Genomic DNA, 17,379 nt, shown 5'->3' with positions numbered 1-17,379 from the left:
GTCGTTACTACTGATAAACGCGGCATTATAACCACTAACTTAATTGCTTTCAGCAACAGTTTGCACCCGGAAATGAGATAACCGCACTCCCAACAACCATAACATGACAAAATAACTGACAATACCCAGTAAACATAATAGCGCCAACCGACCAGCCTGAGACCAGAAATCCAGGCTCAGCCACAGCGAAAACGGTGGACTTAGCCAAAATAAGCCGCCCGCCATAGTCACGCTTGCCAGGGCAATTTTTGCCAGAAAAATCCAGCTACTTTTACTAAAATGAAATACCTCAGCCTGCGCCAGGCCTCGGTATAATAAAAACGCATTTAAGCTGGCCGACATTGCCGTAGCCAGTGCCAGGCCGACATAACTAAGCCAGGGGGCCAGCATCAGGTTAAACACCATGTTAGCCACCATGGCAATAATACCAATACGAACCGGGGTTTTAATGTCCTGTCTGGCATAAAAACCCGGGGCCAGCACTTTAATTACCATAAAACTCAGCAAGCCTGTGGCATACGCCATTAAACTGTAGGACACCATTATCACATCATGCTCACTGAACGCACCGCGCATAAACAGCAGCATAATAATGGGTTTAGCCAGCACGATCAGCGCTGCCATTGCCGGCAAACCAAACATAGCAACAAAACGAATAGCCCAATCCAGGGTATGTCGAAATTTAGCAGCACTTGCCGTCGCGTGGTGGCGCGACAAGTTAGGTAAAATAACGGTGGCAATGGCAATGCCAAATAGTCCCAGCGGAAACTCGATTAGCCGGTCTGAATAATAAAGCCAGCTTACTGCTCCGGTCAGCAAAAATGACGCAATAACGGTATCAAGTAGTAAATTAATCTGGCTTACCGATACGCCAAACAAGGCAGGCAGCATTAAGGTACGGATTTTCTTCACGCCAGGGTCACGCCAGCCCCATCTGGGCATAACCAGTAAACCTGCCTTAGCCAGAAACGGTAGCTGAAACAGCAGCTGCACCAACCCGCCAATAAATACCCCCCAGGCGAGGGCCATGGCAGGTTCATTCAGTAGAGGTGCCAGATACCAGGCCGAACCAATAATCGCGACATTTAAGAACACCGGAGTAAAGGCGGCAACAGCAAAACGATTATAGGTATTTAGCAGAGCCCCACTGAGTGCCACCAGACTGATAAACCACAAATAAGGGAAAGTAATTTTTAGCATCAGACTGGCGAGCTCAAATTTGTGGGCATCAGGCCCATCGTTCAGCCACTCAATAAACCAGCCCATCCCAAATAACATGGCAATAAGCGGCGACGCTATCACGCCAAACAGGGTTACCAGGGTAACAATCACGCCAAGCGTACCGGCAACTTTTGCAATCAATTCCCTTACCGCATCATCGCCATGATGGGCTTTAACTTCACTTAATACCGGCACAAAGGCTTGAGAAAATGCACCTTCAGCAAACAGCCGCCTTAGAAAGTTAGGGATCCGGTTAGCGAAAAAGAACACATCGGCCGCGGCCCCTGCGCCAACAAAATTAGCCACCACTACATCACGAACTAAACCTAATACTCGTGAAATCAGTGTCATAGCACTGACAATCAGGCCAGATTTTAATAATTTTCCCGACACCCGTTGCTCCTTTATTTACGCTACCGCTATTTTGGCTCTTTATTAGTAATGATTACCAGTAGCTGTAACAATTTAATTCCTGCACTTTAGCGTTAAAGCATTTGACAACGGGCCATTAAATAGGCATATTATGCGGCCTTTAAAGAGTCCGGTTTTAGTTTTTAGGAGTGTTACCTTGGCTAACATTAAGTCTGCTAAGAAGCGCGCAATTCAATCAGAAAAACGTCGTCAGCAAAACGCCAGTCAACGTTCTATGATGCGTACTTTCATCAAGAAAACCTACGCAGCGGTATTAACTGCTGACGTAACCGCTTCTACTGAAGCGTTCAACAAAATGGTACCTGTAATTGATCGTATGGCGGCCAAAGGCCTAATCCATAAGAACAAAGCAGCACGTCATAAAGCTCGTTTAAATGCGCATGTTAAGGCATTAAAAACCGCTTAATGGTCCGTGACCAACAAAAAAGCCAGCGCAAGCTGGCTTTTTTGTTGGTCACTAAAGCTGATCAGCTGCAATACATTTTGTGCATTAAGGCAATAAGTTGCTCCGCTTCATCACTGCTCAAACGATAATAAACGGTTTGTGCTACTTTGCGGGTTTTAACCAGCTTGTGGCGGCGCAATAATGCTAAATGTTGCGACAAAGCAGACTGACTTAAATCCAGCTTATCATTAATATCACCAACCGACATTTCGCCTTCCAGCAAGTGGCATAGAATTATTAAACGTCGCTCATTCGACACTGCTTTTAACAGTTTTACTGCTTGTGCTGAATTTTCCAGCATGTCATTCAAGTTCATCTTCATTTCTCTGACTTTCTGTATTTGGCAAAATAGTACCGATTAGACCTGAATGCGACAAGATAATCATTCTTATTTAACAAAATAAAACAATAAACAAACATGAATAAGGCAAAGAATAGCCGTTGCAATTAGTGCTGAATTGACTGTACCAGATTACATATTCGTTTTGCCGAAAATGGCTTTACCACGAAGGCATTGGCGCCACCGGCAATCGCATCCTTCAGATTTTCTACACTGGAATACGCAGACACCATAAACACTTTCGTCTGGTCATCCAACTTTTTGAAGCGCCGCAATAATACCTTGCCATTGATGTCTGGCAGCTGAATATCAAGAAAAACTAACTGAGGATGATAAGTTGAAAACAGCTCATCGGCACTGGCGCCATCAGCAGCTTCATAAATGGTGGTAATACCAAGCTGCCCCAGAATCTGCCGTAAATAATCTCGTACCGTGCTGGTGTCATCCACCAGTAACGCTGAAGTGTATGGTTGTGCTGCTTGCATCCCTGAAGCCTCATGACTGAAAAAGCCTTAAATAGCGTTGTCAGGAAGCCTTATCCTGAGCAAAATGCATTTCACCGCCCGCCGCTAGGGCTGGTTTTAAAAGCATGCTAAAGTCCCGATAATGTATCAATACCAAGGTAGAATGAAAAGATGAAATTGTGGTTAACAACAATAATAGCAGCCAGCTTTGCGATAAGTGGTAATGTTCAGGCGAATTCTCTAGAGCTGAACAATGATCTGCCCTACAAATTAGTAGAATCATTGACAGTGGAAGTCGGCCCCCGCCTTGCTGGCAGTGAGGCTGATGCCCGCGCCGTAGCATGGGCAGAGCAGAAATTTAAACAGCTGGGATTTGATAAAGTTTGGACCGAACCTTTTACCATGCAATATTGGGAGCGCGGCAACGCCAGCTTGAGGGTCGAAGCGCCCTTTAATCAGGCGTTGGTGCTGACAGCACTCGGCGGGTCAGTTGGTACCCCCTTTGATGGGATCACCAGTCAGGTGGTGATGTTTGACAGTTTACAGCAGCTGCAGCAAGCCGATCCGACAACCGTAAAAGATAAAATTGTTTTCATTAACCAGACACTGCGCAAAGATATTCGTGGCAGCTTTTATGGCCAGGTCGTTGGCGCACGTGCTCAAGGCGCAGTAGAAGCCGCCAAGCTTGGTGCCAGCGCTATTATTATCCGCTCCGTCGGGACCAGCAATAACCGCTTTGCCCACACCGGTATTATGCGTTATCAGGAAGACGTGCCAAGGATCCCTGCTGCTGCGATTTCGGTTCCTGATGCCCAGCAGTTAAGTAAAATGCTGACACTGAACCCCGAAACCAGCTTACGTCTGCATATGCAGAATAATCTGCCAGGTGAAGTGACCAGCCACAATGTGATTGCAGAAATTACCGGCAGTAAAAGACCCGACGAAATCGTGCTGATTAGCGCCCATATTGACTCCTGGGATGAAGGTACCGGCGCACTGGACGATGGCGCAGGTGTTGGCCTGGTGATGGCCACTGCCGCCTTGTTAAAACAACAACGGCCAGAACGCACCATCCGGGTAGTATTGTTTGGTAACGAGGAAGGAGGCCTGATTGGCGCCCGCGCCTATGCGGCACGCCATGCCGCTGAGCTGACAAACCATGTATTTGCCTCCGAGTCTGACTTTGGCGCCGGCCGGATCTGGCGTTTTGATACTGGTTTTGGTGAACAGGCACTTAAGTTTGGCGCTGACATTCAACAACAACTTAAACATCTTGGTATCGAGGCTGGCAGCAATACCGCATCTGGCGGCCCCGATGTGTCAGTACTCAAAGCACTGGGTGTACCCGTAGCCAGCTTACAGCAAGACGGTACCGATTATTTCGATTACCATCATACCCCCAACGATACGCTGGATAAGATTGATCCGGCTGCACTGCAGCAAAACCTGCAAGCATGGTTGATAATGACCCGCGCGATAGCCAATAGCACGGTTGATTTAAGGAAGTAAACGCTGTCGCAAGCGGTTAAGTTGCGGTGCCGTGTTTTTACACTCAGTTTGTCAGCGCCCGGCGATGCCGGCGCTGCAAATTACGGGTTAGCCACAATTGTACCCCCACGATGAGTAAAATAATGGCCGATGGATAATAAAGCTGATTAAAGGGCATGATAAAAATAGTCATTGATGATAATAAGCAGACAAAAGGCAGAAGCTCATAACCCCAAAACGGCACCGGGCCATTTTTTCGTTCTGCAAAAACGTCATCTTCGCGCCTGTGCTCCGAACGCACTATCCACACCAGAGCGCCAGCCAGAAAAAGTAACGTACCTGACATCATTCCCAGCAAAGAGGGCAGCAATGCCATACTGATTAACCCTGCAAGCATATAACTGTACGGCAACGGTTCATATATTTTAGTTGGTAGCACAACATCACCTTCTTATATCAACCTTAACAACACACCTAAGTATAGAAGCCTGTGCATGCTTTGCCTGTTTTTTATGCAATTCGGTAATCAGTAGCCACACGTAGATTAGCTTTTCTAAACAGTCACGAAGCACTAAAGCATACAAATCATATTGTTAACCCGGCTAAGGCAAAAACCCTCACCTATACCCATTAGAATATATAATGCTAAAGCTGTAAAATTACTCAGTTGATGAAATGTTAGCCACTGCGCATAATGCGCGCCATTGCAGTGAGTTTTTTTGGCGGAAACGTATGGAAAATGTAGTATACGACATCATCAGCTGGATAGGTTTAACCATTTGTATTGGTGCATTTTTTATTAAAGATGTGCTTTTACTTAGATTAGCCACACTAATAGGTTGCAGCCTGTTATTTATCTATTACAGCCATATCTCGATCCCTCAGGGCGTTATTTCTAACCTGTTGGTTTTGTTAATTAATGCTTACTACTTAGTCCGTTTTGCTAATGCCCGCAGAAAAGCGTTAAACGCCAGCAAAGTGGCAACGTCAACGCCTGGCGCATTAACTACAGAAAACTAGCCACACTTGCAGTGTACTCGTGTTTAAGCTTTTTTCAGGTGCACTGACAAGCTATACTTAGCCGCCCAGAGTAGTTGGAGCCGGCTAATGCAAGATAATGAACTTGACCTGTTTCTGCAGGAAATGACTGATGTTAAACCCTTATCACAGGATGAAGTGCGTCAGCAAACCGAATTCAGCCCTACCTTAGCCCAGCAAGCGAGACGCAAAGCCGCCGAACAGGAAATGGAGTACGATCCAAACTATCTGAGCATGGAATATGTTGATTTAGTGAAGCCGGACGACCCTTTCGCATTTTGTAAAGACGGCGTGCAGCAGGGCGTATATCGCAATTTACGGCTGGGCAAGTATCAGCTGGATGCGACCTTAAATTTGCTGGGAAAAACCCTGACAGAAGCGCGCAGCCAGCTGTTACACTTTATTGAAGATTGCCACAAGCGTGGTATCCGTACCTTATTGGTTCATCATGGCATGGGCCGCAACAGCAAACCCCACCCGGCTATACTTCGCAGTTACGTATTTAAATGGCTGCCACAGTTACCTGCTGTGCTGGCAGCTCATACGGCTCAGCGCCAGCATGGCGGTTATAGTGCAACCTATGTATTACTGCAAAAAAACGCGGAGCAAAAACGGCAGAATCGGGAACGGCATACTAAAAGTTAATATCATCAATAAGAGGGCCTGGGATTGGTCGTAAACATCAAGGGGCCAGGGACATTAACCAGTTTACACCGGCAACAACCCTAACCCCTTGATAGTTGGTCATTCCATTTGACCGAATCTTTTCCTGCAGCCTTACTATTATTAACCTATCAGATTAACAACCAGGCCGCTTCGGCTTTGGTCAGAAACGCCGACAGTGCCATAAGACACACCACAACGGCGATTGCAGTAAAGCCAAAACCACGACTGGACGCTTTACTCATAACATACCTCAATAACGCATTTTATTCTTTTTATTAGAGTTTAAGCTTCAGTATACTTAAACCGTTGCTGAGTTTAGTTAACTTGTTACAAATTTACAATAACTGTGTTTTTAACCAGTTAGTAGCCTTTTAGTAAATTCACCGGATTATGCAACGTCAGGCCTTGCTGACTGCGCCGATAATTATCGGCGATTTGGTTGACCACCGTACTGACATTCGTTACCGCTGACACATGGGGAGTAACCAGTATCGCCGGATGCTGCCACAGTGGGTTGTCTTGGGGTAAGGGCTCCTGGCGGAACACATCCAGACATGCTGCCGCCAACGGGCCGTTATTCAATGCCGCCAATAACGCAGCGTCATCAACAATAGCGCCCCTGGCAACGTTAATAAAAATTGACTGCGGTTGCAGAGCCTGAAAAAAATTGCTGTTAAGCCGGCTCTCGGTGGCCGGAGTGAGTGGCAGTAGACAGATAATAACGTCTGCTAATGCGACCGCCTGGTGCAGCTGTTCCTCACCCGCATAACACTGTATACCTGGCAGGCTTTTACTGCTACGAGACCAACCGGCCACCTGAAAACCCAGCCGGGTAAAATGTTGCGCGACAGCACCGCCGAGCTCTCCCAGTCCCAGAACCGTAATATGGCTAAACTTACGAGGGCTTTTGGGCCGCCATAAAAGTTGTTGCTGCTGAGCGCTAAACAGGTCAAGCCGTAACCGGTAGTAACTGACCACGCCATCCAGATAAGTGACCATGGCGTCGGTTAACGCAGGGTCTACTATCCGGCTGATTGGAACATCGGGTAATGTCGGGTCACTCAGAATAGAGTCAACCCCGGCTCCGAAACATTGAATCGCCTTTAAATTAACCAGAGAGTTCAGGCAACCATGGGGTTGCTTCCATACCACGGCAAACTCAACCTTAGCGGGATCGTTCAGCTTCGGCCAGATCTCAATGGGTATGTCTGGTAAGGCAAGCTGCAGCTTTTGCTGTAGATCATCTAATTTCCGATCTGGAATGATTAGGGCAATACTCATGGGCAATTCCGTCTATAACCAGCCAATAACACCCGCTAATACTAACTCATAACATGCCCATGCAGTATCCGGAAAACTTCTGTAAATTGCCATAAAACTGTCGCGCCGCTGTCATACTGCAGCGTTAGCCTGCAGTAGAGGTCGTTGGACAGGCACTATGCAGGAGGTTTTATGTTTAATGTCGAGCAGGTTATTCAGCAACAAATGCCGGGGATCAGCGGCAAGCCATGGCTGTATAAACCACTAAAAGGTGCCTTAAGTTATTTACTGCATGAGCAGGAATTTGCTGCATTTGGCCAACAATACCCACATTTGCAGGGGCTGGACTTTGTCGAACAGGTTCTGGAGTACTTTAATTTCAGCTACAGTGCCCGCGACAATGAAATTGCCCGCATCCCCTCCAGTGGCAAAGTGGTGATTATTGCTAATCATCCCATTGGTTCTCTGGATGGACTGGCGCTGATAAAACTGATCAGTGATATCAGGCCGGACGTTAAAATTATCGCCAATCAGTTGCTGATGTCGGTAAGTGCACTGCATAGCCTGTTGTTGCCCGTCAATAATATGGACGGCGGTACTGAGCGTGGACACTTAAGCCGGATCAGAGCGCATTTGCAGCAGGAAGGTGCTCTGGTGCTGTTTCCGGCAGGAGAAGTGTCGCGCTTAAAACCAAACGGGGTGCGTGATGGTAAGTGGCACAATGGCTTTTTACGCTTCGCCAGCAGCGCCAAAGCGCCCATATTACCTATCTATATCGATGGCAGAAACTCAGCTCTGTTTTATGGCGCCTCTATGCTTTACAAACCGCTGGCGACGATGTTGCTGGTGCAGGAGATGTTTAAACAACAACGCAAAAACATCTCTATGCGAATTGGTGAACAGATCCCTTACGACAGCTATGGCCAACTGCCTTTATCCACAAAAGAACAACTTAAATTATTTAAAAAGCATCTGTATCGACTGGCCAAAGACAAAGCGCCATTGCTGCGTACTCAAAGTACTATCGCCCACCCGGAAACTCGTGCTCAATTAAAAGCTGACTTAGCAAATTGCCAGCAGCTTGGAACCACCAGCGATGGTAAACTTATTTATCTGTATCACCATAAGCAAAGCTCCGCGCTAATGAGAGAAATTGGCCGTTTAAGGGAACTGGCGTTTCGGGCAGTGGGCGAAGGTACTGGCAATAAGCGGGACATTGATAAATACGACAGTACCTATCATCATTTAATTCTGTGGGACCCTGCCGAATTAGAAATGGTTGGAGCTTACCGGCTGGCGCCTGCTGCACAAGTATGCACAAATCACGATGTCAGTGGTTTATACACCGCAAGTTTGTTTCATTATAACCAGACCATGCAACCCTATTTAGCGCAAGGACTGGAGCTTGGTCGAAGTTTTATTCAACCTCGATACTGGGGTAAAAGAAGCCTGGATTATTTATGGCACGGCATCGGCGCCTATTTACAATACCACCCTCATATTCGTTATTTGTTCGGAGCGGTCAGTATTTCGGCCAGCTACCCACAAACTGCGCGCGACTTACTTGTTTATTTTTACTCCTTATATTTTAGCTCTGCAGCGTCTCTGGCACTGGCAGTTCATCCTTATATGTTATCTTCGACGCAACAGCATGAGCTGGCGCTGCATTTTTCTGGCAATGATTACCATGCTGATTTTATCCAGTTAAAACATTTACTGGCTAACATGGGACTTAATGTTCCGACTTTATATAAACAATACAGTGAATTATGCCAGCCAGGCGGAGTCAGTTTTCTGGCATTCAGCACCGATCCGGCTTTTGCTGACTGTGTTGATGGCCTGGTGCTGGTCGATCTTCAACAATTAAAACCGGCCAAACAAGCCCGATATCTGCCGCAACTGGCAAGCTTAGATTACGTAAAGGCAGTGTAAAGAATAACCAAAGTTCAGTTAGCATTAAGCCACAGCCGCCTATAACCTCTACACTTGTGTAATGTATTATCAACGTCGTTAATGCATTACCGCCCACTGTGGAGGAAACCACTATGTTAAGTACCAGTGTAAGCGTAAAAGCCCTGTTACTCAGTGTCATACTGCTGTTTAGCGTTAGCGCTAAAGCCAGTGATACCCTGTCGCAGGCAGAACTGGACCAGATGCTGGCGCCGGTCGCACTGTATCCGGATACCGTGCTGACTCATGTGTTAATTGCAGCAACGTACCCGCTGGAGGTCGTTCAGGCTGCCCGCTGGTCAGAATTGAACCCCGATTTAGACGGTGATGCGGCCGTACAAGCTGTCGCTTCTGAAGATTGGGAGCCCAGCGTCAAAGCATTGGTGGCATTTCCTGATTTATTGCAACGTCTTAGCAATGACTTGAAATGGACGCAGCAACTGGGGGAAATGTTTTTAACGGACGAAGCTGCGGTGCTAGCCAGTATTCAGCAATTACGTGAGCGTGCTTATCAGCAGGGTTCGTTAGATAAAATGAAACATTTGACGGTACAGCGTGAACGTGAGGTTATTGTCATTGAACCACGCCGCCCGGAAGTCATTTATGTGCCTTACTACGATACCCGCGTGGTGTATGGTAACTGGTGGTGGTCAGCATATCCGCCGGTATACTGGCATGCGCCCCGTGGTTTTTATGCTAGCAGCCATTTTTACTGGGGCCCCAGCTTTACGGTACGTCCGTCATTTTATTTCAGTATATTTGACTGGCATCATCGCCATATCGTGGTTAATCATCATTATTACCACACACCACCTCGTTATTATCCGCGGCGAAATAAGCACTATACTGACGCCCGGCGCTGGCAGCACGACAGTTACCACAGACGTGGCGTACACTACCGGCACGAAGTGCTAAACCGTCAGCATAACTTTGGCTATGCCCGCCAGGTAACGAAGGAATACCGTGCAGAAACCGGCAAACGACGTGACCAGCAACATCGCGCATACGACAACACTCATCAGCAAAGCCGTGAAAGTACCATGATGCAACGACGCACCGCTGAACAGGTTAATTTACGCCAGACGCCGGCAGCTACTGCCAGCCGTCAGCTTAATAGCCAGCAGCGAGCTGAGCGGATTGAGCGTAACGAAAGGCCCCAAGTGCACCACCGGGAGCACCAGGCCAGTCGTCAGCAAGCTGAACAACAACCAGTAAGAACCACGGTTAGTCGGCCAATGCAGACTACTACGCCAATAACTGCTGAGCGCCAGCAGGTGGTGCGCCACCAACAGACCAGGCCAGAACAACGGATAACACCGGTGCAGCGGCCAGAGCCACAGGCGCAGCCGCAACGTCAGGTTCAGCCACTGCGTCAGGCTCAGCCAGAACGTCAGGTGCAGCCGCAACGTCAGCAGGTGCAGCCACAGCGTCAAGTCCAGCCACAGCGCCAGATAGAGCGGCCTGTGCCCAGCGCCAGTCGCGAAGTGCGGGGGAACCGCGAGGCACAGCGCATTCAATAACCCGATTTTGTTTCACGTGTTAAAAAGCCAGGGCAACCATGCCCTGGCTTTTTTTCGACTAAAGTTGGGGCTGGCAACGGCACTTACTGTGCTTTACAGTAGCAGTAACCGTCAATTTTCAGGTAATGCACTATGGCACCTGCCCCGCTAAACTGGCAACAGTTGCTTAAGTCCGGTAACCGGATTTTTATTGGTTCGCATGCTGCGGTACCTACTGCCCTTATTGACGACTTAATTAGCCACGCCAACAGTCTGCACGATATTGAAATTGTGCAGCTGGTAACGCTGGCCGACAATAAATGGGCAGAGCCGCAATATCAGCATTTATTTAAAGTGAACACCTTTTTTATTGGTGGTGAAAAAATTCGCCAGGCGGTAGCAGAAGGGCGGGCAGACTACACCCCCTGCTTTATGACCGATATACCGGCCCTTTTTACCGACGGGGTGTTACCGCTGGATGCCGCATTGATCATGGTAAGCCCGGCAGATGAACATGGCTATCATTCGCTTGGGGTATCGGTTGACGTGGTAGCCGCCGCGGCAAAAGCGGCTAAAAAAGTGATTGCACAGGTAAACCCACAAATGCCGATTACTTTTGGCCAGTCCTTTATTCACCGTGACGACATTGACACCTTCTATTATGCGGATCAATCGCTGCCAGAGGCAGTAATGCCCGAGCTGGATGCCCGTACTGAACGAATAGGCCAGTATGTGTCACTGCTGGTGGAAAATGGCGCCACAGTCCAGCTGGGTGTCGGACGTATTTGTGCTGCTGTTACTAAATACCTCAGTAATCATAAAGATTTAGGCCTGCATAGCGAAATGATCACAGATGGCGTGCTGGAACTGATCAGAAAAGGCGTCATTAATAACCGGCGCAAAACCTTCCATCCAGGTAAAAGCGTGGTTAGTTTCTGTATCGGCAGTAAAGCGCTGTATCAGTTTGTCGATCAAAACCCACATATCGGCTTTTATCCCAGCGAGTATGTTAACTCACCGGCCAATATTGCGCGCAACGATAAAATGGTAGCCATCAACAGTGCCATCGAAGTTGATTTAACCGGCCAGGTTGTCTCAGACTCAATTGGTCATCATTTTTACAGCGGTATAGGCGGCCAGGTTGATTTTAGCCGCGGCGCGTCAATGAGTAACGGCGGAAAACCAATTATTGCCCTGCCGTCCACCGCTAAAAATGGCAGTATTTCCCGCATTGTGCCGCATATCAGACAAGGCGCCGGGGTGGTCACCAGCCGTGGCCATGTCCACTACGTGGTCACCGAGTTTGGGGTAGCGTCTTTGCGCGGTAAAAGTGTGCGTGAGCGGGCGCTGGAACTGATTAGGGTAGCGCACCCGAAGTTTCGCAGTCAGCTGCTGGCAGAGGTACGAAAGTTTTACTGGGTACCCCATTATCAATTACAGACACCGGTAGAGGTTGCAGAACTTGGCGCTGTCGGTTTTAAGGAATTACAACTTGACGGTGAAAGCTTTGATTTACGGCCCTTGAATCCATCGGATGAGCGCCGATTGCAGGAGTTTTTTTACTCTCACACTAAAGAAACCCTGCAAATGCGCTATAACACCGTGCCTACCCAGATGAGCCGGGAGAAATCGTGCACTCTGGTCAGTGTCGATCAGACAGAAGATTTAGCCCTGTGTATCGTCAGACAAAAAGGCTCAGTGGTTGAAATTCAGGCGGTCGGCCGTTATTACCTGATTAAAGCCAATAACAGCTGTGAAGTGGCTTTCGTTACCCGCGAAAAACACCAGGGTAAAGGCATGGCAAAACGTCTGCTGCAAGAAATGATCGATATCGCTGTCAGTCGTAAACTCAGCAAAATGACTGCTTATGTTCGGGCGGAAAATAAACCGATGCTAAGTGTATTTACCAAAGCCGGCTTTAAACGCAAAGGTTATGATGATCCCAGTGAGGTATTTCTGGAACTTGATTTAGCGACTGCAGCAGACAGAGGAGCCCACTGATGGCCATTACTGTTTTTAGCCATGCCTTTTGTCGTCAGCACGATGTTGGCACAGATCATCCGGAATGTCCTGAGCGCTTAGATGCAATAAACGATCAGTTAATCCGCTCCGGGCTCGATTATGTTTTACAACAAAAAGATGCCACCGCCGCCACCAGGGCTGATTTATGCCGGGCCCACAGCACGCTTTACGTCAACGAATTGTTTGCCAAAGCACCAACTGAGGGCCATATCTGGCTTGATGCGGATACCCAGATGATGAATAAAACGCTGCAGGCAGCACTTTACGCCGCCGGCAGCGGTATCAACGCGGTGGATGAGGTCATGCAGGCAAGTGATAAGCAGGCGTTCTGTGCCATCCGCCCACCAGGCCATCACGCCACCCATGAACAGGCTATGGGGTTTTGTTTTTTTAATAACATCGCTATTGCGGCCGAGTATGCGCTTAACCACTATAAGTTGAAACGCGTGGCAATAGTGGATTTTGACGTCCACCACGGCAATGGCACTGAAGATATTTTTAAACACGAACCCAGAGTGTTATTTTGCTCATCGTTTGAATACCCGTTGTACCCCAATACCGGCGCCGACACGGTATCAGACCATATCATTAACTTACCATTGCCGGGAGGCTGTAAAGCCAGCCAGTGGCGCTCGGCTGTCAGCAGCAATTGGCTGCCTGCACTGAATGCCTTTGCTCCTGAGCTTGTTCTGGTATCCGCTGGCTTTGATGGCCATGCCGAAGATGAGATGGCGCACTTTATGTTACGTGAAGACGATTACCACTGGCTAGCAACAGAGCTTAAAGCACTGGCCAATAAACACTGTCAGGGTCGTGTCGTCGCCATGCTGGAAGGCGGCTATGCCCTCAGCGCACTGGGGCGCAGCGTAGTGGCTTTTTTAAAGGGCTTGATGTAGTAAAAAATGACCTGCTCTGAACGTTATAATTCGGCCGCAAACCTTAACTTAAACCATAAAAAACCCTGCAAATGCAGGGTTTTTTTAGCTATACAAAACAGATATTAGCCAAGCCAGACCCGGGCATTACGGAACATGCGCATCCATGGGCTGTCTTCCTGCCAGTCATCCGGGTGCCAGGAGTTGGCCACGGTACGGAACACCCGCTCCGGATGCGGCATCATAATACTGACCCGTCCATCGGTAGTGGTCAGCGCAGTAATACCTGCAGCGGAACCATTCGGGTTAGCCGGATAGCTTTCCGTTACCTTGCCAAAGTTATCGACAAAGCGCATCGCTACGGTACCACTGTGATTAGCTTTGGCCAACGCTTCGCTACTGGCAAACTCGGCATGACCTTCACCGTGTGATACGGCAATGGGCATCCGAGAGCCGGCCATGCCGCTGAAAAATAATGACGGGCTTTGCTGCACTTCTACCAGGCTGAAGCGCGCTTCAAACCGTTCTGACTTATTGCGGACAAAGTGTGGCCACAGCTCTGCACCCGGGATCAATGACTTTAAGTTAGACATCATCTGACAGCCATTGCACACCCCTAATGAGAAGGTAGACTGACGTTCAAAAAATGCCGCAAATTGTGCCCGGGCAATATCGTTAAACAACACTGACTTAGCCCAACCTTCACCCGCACCGAGCACATCGCCGTAGGAGAAACCACCACAGGCAGCTAAACCGTTAAAGTCGCTAAGCTTAACCCGGCCCGCCAGAATATCACTCATATGCACATCAACCGCGCTAAAACCAGCACGGTTGAACGCAGCAGCCATTTCCAGGTGCGAGTTAACGCCTTGTTCGCGCAAAATAGCCACTTTAGGCGCGGCCCCTTTAACAATATAGGGTGCGGCGATATCTTCATTTGCATCAAAGCTAAGGCTGACATTTAAGCCCGGATCGGTTTCATCAGCTTTCGCGGTAAATTCTTGCAGTGCACCCGCCGGATTGTCACGCAGTGCCTGCATTTGATATGTGGTCTCCGCCCAGATACAGCGCAAACGGTTGCGACTGTCACTGAACACGGTGTGCTCGCCACGGCTAAAGGACAGTTGGTCATTAGCTGTTACAGGGCCCAGCGTATGGCTGCACGCGGCCAGCTTATGCTCAGCCAGAACTTGCTGCACATATGCCAACTCGCTATTAGCAACCTGGAGCACGGCACCGGGCTCTTCACTAAACAACACGGCTAAGTCATCGTCACCCAGGCTGCTGATATCGGCGGTAACACCGGCTTTACCGGCAAAGGCCATTTCTGCCAGAGTAATAAATAAACCACCGTCGGAGCGGTCATGATAAGCCAGCAGTTTTTGCTCACGAACCAGTTGCTGCACAGCAGCAAAGAAATTCAGTAACAGCTCTGGGCTGTCTAAATCGGCTGGAGTTTCACCCAATTGCTTATATACCTGAGTTAAGCAGGATGCACCTAAGCGGTTAGCGCCCTGGCCCAGGTCAATAAGTAACACACTGCTGGCACCTTTGTCAGTGCGAAGCTGTGGGGTAACCGTCTTACGAATATCTTCTACCCGGCCAAATGCAGTGATCACCAGTGACATTGGTGAGGTAACCGCCTTCTCTTCACCATTTTGCTGCCATTTAGTTTTCATTGACATTGAGTCTTTACCCACCGGAATGGTCACCTCAAGCGCCGGGCACAGTTCTTCGCCAATGGCTTTTACTGCAGCATATAAACCGGCATCTTCACCCGGATGGCCGGCAGCAGACATCCAGTTAGCTGACAATTTAATCCGTTTTAAATCGCTGATATCACTACAGGCAATATTGGTGATGGCTTCAGCTACCGCTAAGCGGGCTGAAGCAGCAAAATCCAGTAACGCGACCGGGGTCCGCTCACCCATTGCCATAGCCTCGCCATGGTAAGTATCATAACTGGCTGCGGTAATACCGCAGTTGGCCACCGGGATCTGCCAGGGACCGACCATTTGATCACGCGCCACCAAACCGGTCACCGTGCGGTCACCAATGGTAACCAGAAAGGTTTTTTCGGCAATGGTCGGTAAGCGCAGCAACCGCTCAGCAGCATCAGCAATGCTGATACCTTCACGGCGCAGAGGTTGGCCAGGGGTTTTAGCACTTTGCACATCACGGTGCATTTTCGGTGCTTTACCCAGCAATACACTAAGCGGTAAGTCAATGGGAGTGGTACCAAAGTGCTGATCTGTCAGGGTCAGATGCTGCTCAGCGGTAGCCTCACCCACTACCGCATAAGGTGCTCGCTCGCGCTGACATATTTGCTCAAACACTGCCATTTTTTCCGGCGGTATCGCCATAACGTAGCGCTCTTGCGATTCGTTACACCAGATTTGCAATGGCGACATGCCAGGTTCATCGTTTGGGACATTCCGCAGTTCAAACTTACCACCAACGCCACCGTCATTTACCAACTCCGGGAACGCGTTAGATAAACCGCCGGCGCCAACGTCATGAATAAAACATATTGGGTTATCTGCGCCTAGCTGCCAGCAGCGGTCAATCACTTCCTGACACCGCCGTTCGATTTCCGGGTTTTCCCGCTGCACAGAGGCAAAGTCGAGATCTTCTGCGGACTGGCCAGAGGCCATCGATGACGCCGCCCCGCCGCCCAAACCGATATTCATGGCTGGACCGCCAAGCACCACCAGCTTAGCCCCGGGCGGTAGTATCCCTTTTTGGACATGATCGGTGCGGATATTACCCAGTCCACCGGCAATCATTATAGGTTTATGGTAACCCCTGACTTCTTCACCGTTATAGCTGGTCACTTTTTCTTCATAGGTACGGAAGTAACCGTTAATCGCCGGGCGGCCAAATTCGTTGTTAAAAGCAGCGCCACCGAGCGGGCCCTCCAGCATAATATCCAGCGCGCTGACAATACGCTCTGGCTTGCCAAAGTCTGTTTCCCATGGCTGAGTAAAGCCCGGGATCCGTAAATTCGACACCGAAAAGCCTACCAGACCAGCTTTTGGTTTTGAACCAACACCGGTAGCGCCTTCATCACGAATTTCACCACCAGAACCGGTCGCCGCACCCGGGTAAGGGGAAATGGCAGTTGGATGGTTATGGGTTTCCACCTTCATCAAAATATGGATATCTTCATGATGGTAGTTATACTCTGCCGTACCTGGAACCGGAAAAAACCGGCCAGCGGTTGAGCCGGTCATTACTGCGGCATTGTCTTTGTAGGCTGACAATACATAGTCGGGCGTGTGCTCAAAGGTATTTTTAATCATTTTGAACAAGGATTTAGGCTGCACTACACCATCAATAGTCCAATCGGCATTAAAAATTTTATGACGGCAGTGCTCTGAGTTCGCCTGAGCGAACATGTACAGTTCAATGTCATTTGGATTGCGACCTAACTGCTGAAAATTGCTGACCAGATAATCAATTTCGTCATCGGCCAACGCCAGGCCCATCGCCATATTGGCCTCTGAGAGCGCCTGACGGCCACCATTGATAATATCAACAGAACTTAATTCTGCCGGTGCAGCATGCGCAAACAAGGCAGCTGCCTGAGCAAACTCGCTAAACACCACCTCCATCATCCGGTCATGCAACAAACCGCTAACCACGTTTAATTCGCTGGCAGTTAGGGTACGTTCACCCT

Annotated in this window: 14 protein-coding genes; 8 read left to right on the top strand and 6 right to left on the bottom strand. The window is 48.9% G+C overall.

Going from position 1 to position 17,379, the window contains the following annotated elements:
* Window positions 1–39: 39 nt before the first annotated feature.
* Window positions 40–1,614: a murein biosynthesis integral membrane protein MurJ gene (gene murJ, locus ABY802_RS03500; protein ID WP_372625623.1), complete on the bottom strand. Its 1,575-nt coding sequence runs from the start codon at window positions 1,612–1,614 to the stop codon at window positions 40–42.
* Window positions 1,615–1,789: 175 nt separating this feature from the next.
* Here murJ and rpsT point away from each other — a divergent pair, with 175 nt between their 5' ends.
* The gene (gene rpsT, locus ABY802_RS03495) at window positions 1,790–2,059 is read left to right on the top strand and encodes a 30S ribosomal protein S20 (protein WP_046555958.1); all 270 of its coding nucleotides are present in this window, start codon (window positions 1,790–1,792) and stop codon (window positions 2,057–2,059) included.
* Between the two features lie 61 nt (window positions 2,060–2,120).
* Here the strand turns inward: rpsT and ABY802_RS03490 are convergent, their stop codons facing one another.
* A complete protein-coding gene (locus tag ABY802_RS03490; protein WP_372625622.1) occupies window positions 2,121–2,414 on the bottom strand; it encodes an ArsR/SmtB family transcription factor in 294 nt (97 codons plus the stop codon).
* A 131-nt stretch (window positions 2,415–2,545) separates the two neighbouring features.
* Window positions 2,546–2,923, bottom strand: coding sequence for a response regulator transcription factor (locus tag ABY802_RS03485; protein WP_372625621.1), 378 nt, complete (start codon window positions 2,921–2,923; stop codon window positions 2,546–2,548).
* A gap of 150 nt (window positions 2,924–3,073) precedes the next feature.
* Here ABY802_RS03485 and ABY802_RS03480 point away from each other — a divergent pair, with 150 nt between their 5' ends.
* Entirely contained in the window at window positions 3,074–4,411 is a 1,338-nt protein-coding gene (locus ABY802_RS03480; RefSeq protein WP_372625620.1) for a M20/M25/M40 family metallo-hydrolase, read from the top strand.
* Window positions 4,412–4,454: 43 nt separating this feature from the next.
* Here ABY802_RS03480 and ABY802_RS03475 read toward each other — a convergent pair whose 3' ends face one another.
* Complete coding sequence (locus ABY802_RS03475) at window positions 4,455–4,829, bottom strand: hypothetical protein (protein WP_372625619.1); 375 nt, start codon at window positions 4,827–4,829, stop codon at window positions 4,455–4,457.
* Between the two features lie 293 nt (window positions 4,830–5,122).
* On the opposite strand from ABY802_RS03475, the gene ABY802_RS03470 reads away from it, so the two are divergent.
* Both ABY802_RS03470 and smrA read left to right on the top strand, forming a co-directional pair.
* Window positions 5,123–5,410: a hypothetical protein gene (locus tag ABY802_RS03470; protein WP_372625618.1), complete on the top strand. Its 288-nt coding sequence runs from the start codon at window positions 5,123–5,125 to the stop codon at window positions 5,408–5,410.
* A gap of 87 nt (window positions 5,411–5,497) precedes the next feature.
* Window positions 5,498–6,073, top strand: a complete 576-nt coding sequence (gene smrA, locus ABY802_RS03465) for a DNA endonuclease SmrA (protein WP_372625617.1) — start codon at window positions 5,498–5,500, stop codon at window positions 6,071–6,073.
* 381 nt (window positions 6,074–6,454) lie between these two features.
* On the opposite strand, the gene ABY802_RS03460 is transcribed toward smrA, so the two are convergent.
* Window positions 6,455–7,375 carry a 2-hydroxyacid dehydrogenase gene (locus ABY802_RS03460; protein WP_372625616.1) on the bottom strand — a complete coding sequence of 307 codons (921 nt, stop codon included), beginning with the start codon at window positions 7,373–7,375 and terminating at the stop codon, window positions 6,455–6,457.
* Between the two features lie 171 nt (window positions 7,376–7,546).
* On the opposite strand from ABY802_RS03460, the gene ABY802_RS03455 reads away from it, so the two are divergent.
* The 4 genes from ABY802_RS03455 to ABY802_RS03440 all read left to right on the top strand — a co-directional run bounded on the left by ABY802_RS03455 (window position 7,547) and on the right by ABY802_RS03440 (window position 13,721).
* Window positions 7,547–9,286 carry a GNAT family N-acyltransferase gene (locus ABY802_RS03455; RefSeq protein WP_372625615.1) on the top strand — a complete coding sequence of 580 codons (1,740 nt, stop codon included), beginning with the start codon at window positions 7,547–7,549 and terminating at the stop codon, window positions 9,284–9,286.
* Window positions 9,287–9,399: 113 nt separating this feature from the next.
* Window positions 9,400–10,824, top strand: coding sequence for a DUF3300 domain-containing protein (locus tag ABY802_RS03450; protein WP_372625614.1), 1,425 nt, complete (start codon window positions 9,400–9,402; stop codon window positions 10,822–10,824).
* A gap of 132 nt (window positions 10,825–10,956) precedes the next feature.
* A complete protein-coding gene (locus ABY802_RS03445; RefSeq protein ID WP_372625613.1) occupies window positions 10,957–12,804 on the top strand; it encodes a GNAT family N-acetyltransferase in 1,848 nt (615 codons plus the stop codon).
* Entirely contained in the window at window positions 12,804–13,721 is a 918-nt protein-coding gene (locus ABY802_RS03440; RefSeq protein ID WP_372625612.1) for a histone deacetylase family protein, read from the top strand. The genes ABY802_RS03445 and ABY802_RS03440 overlap by 1 nt, the downstream gene beginning before the upstream one ends.
* A 104-nt stretch (window positions 13,722–13,825) precedes the next feature.
* Here ABY802_RS03440 and purL read toward each other — a convergent pair.
* The coding region (gene purL, locus ABY802_RS03435; protein WP_372625611.1) for a phosphoribosylformylglycinamidine synthase at window positions 13,826–17,379 on the bottom strand (3,554 nt) is incomplete at its 5' end.

The organism is Arsukibacterium sp., from assembly GCF_041616895.1.
In the GTDB taxonomy this organism is placed as follows: domain Bacteria; phylum Pseudomonadota; class Gammaproteobacteria; order Enterobacterales; family Alteromonadaceae; genus Alishewanella.
This window is presented reverse-complemented; position numbering and strand designations above follow the sequence as displayed.

Excerpts from the sequence above, each read along its gene's own strand:
- ABY802_RS03445 (WP_372625613.1), top strand. The coding sequence starts at position 10,957 with ATGGCACCTGCCCCGCTAAACTGGCAACAGTTGCTTAAGTCCGGTAAC.
- ABY802_RS03440 (WP_372625612.1), top strand. The coding sequence starts at position 12,804 with ATGGCCATTACTGTTTTTAGCCATGCCTTTTGTCGTCAGCACGATGTT.
- ABY802_RS03490 (WP_372625622.1), bottom strand. The coding sequence starts at position 2,414 with ATGAACTTGAATGACATGCTGGAAAATTCAGCACAAGCAGTAAAACTG.
- ABY802_RS03450 (WP_372625614.1), top strand. The coding sequence starts at position 9,400 with ATGTTAAGTACCAGTGTAAGCGTAAAAGCCCTGTTACTCAGTGTCATA.
- ABY802_RS03485 (WP_372625621.1), bottom strand. The coding sequence starts at position 2,923 with ATGCAAGCAGCACAACCATACACTTCAGCGTTACTGGTGGATGACACC.
- ABY802_RS03460 (WP_372625616.1), bottom strand. The coding sequence starts at position 7,375 with ATGAGTATTGCCCTAATCATTCCAGATCGGAAATTAGATGATCTACAG.
- ABY802_RS03480 (WP_372625620.1), top strand. The coding sequence starts at position 3,074 with ATGAAATTGTGGTTAACAACAATAATAGCAGCCAGCTTTGCGATAAGT.
- smrA (WP_372625617.1), top strand. The coding sequence starts at position 5,498 with ATGCAAGATAATGAACTTGACCTGTTTCTGCAGGAAATGACTGATGTT.
- ABY802_RS03470 (WP_372625618.1), top strand. The coding sequence starts at position 5,123 with ATGGAAAATGTAGTATACGACATCATCAGCTGGATAGGTTTAACCATT.
- ABY802_RS03455 (WP_372625615.1), top strand. The coding sequence starts at position 7,547 with ATGTTTAATGTCGAGCAGGTTATTCAGCAACAAATGCCGGGGATCAGC.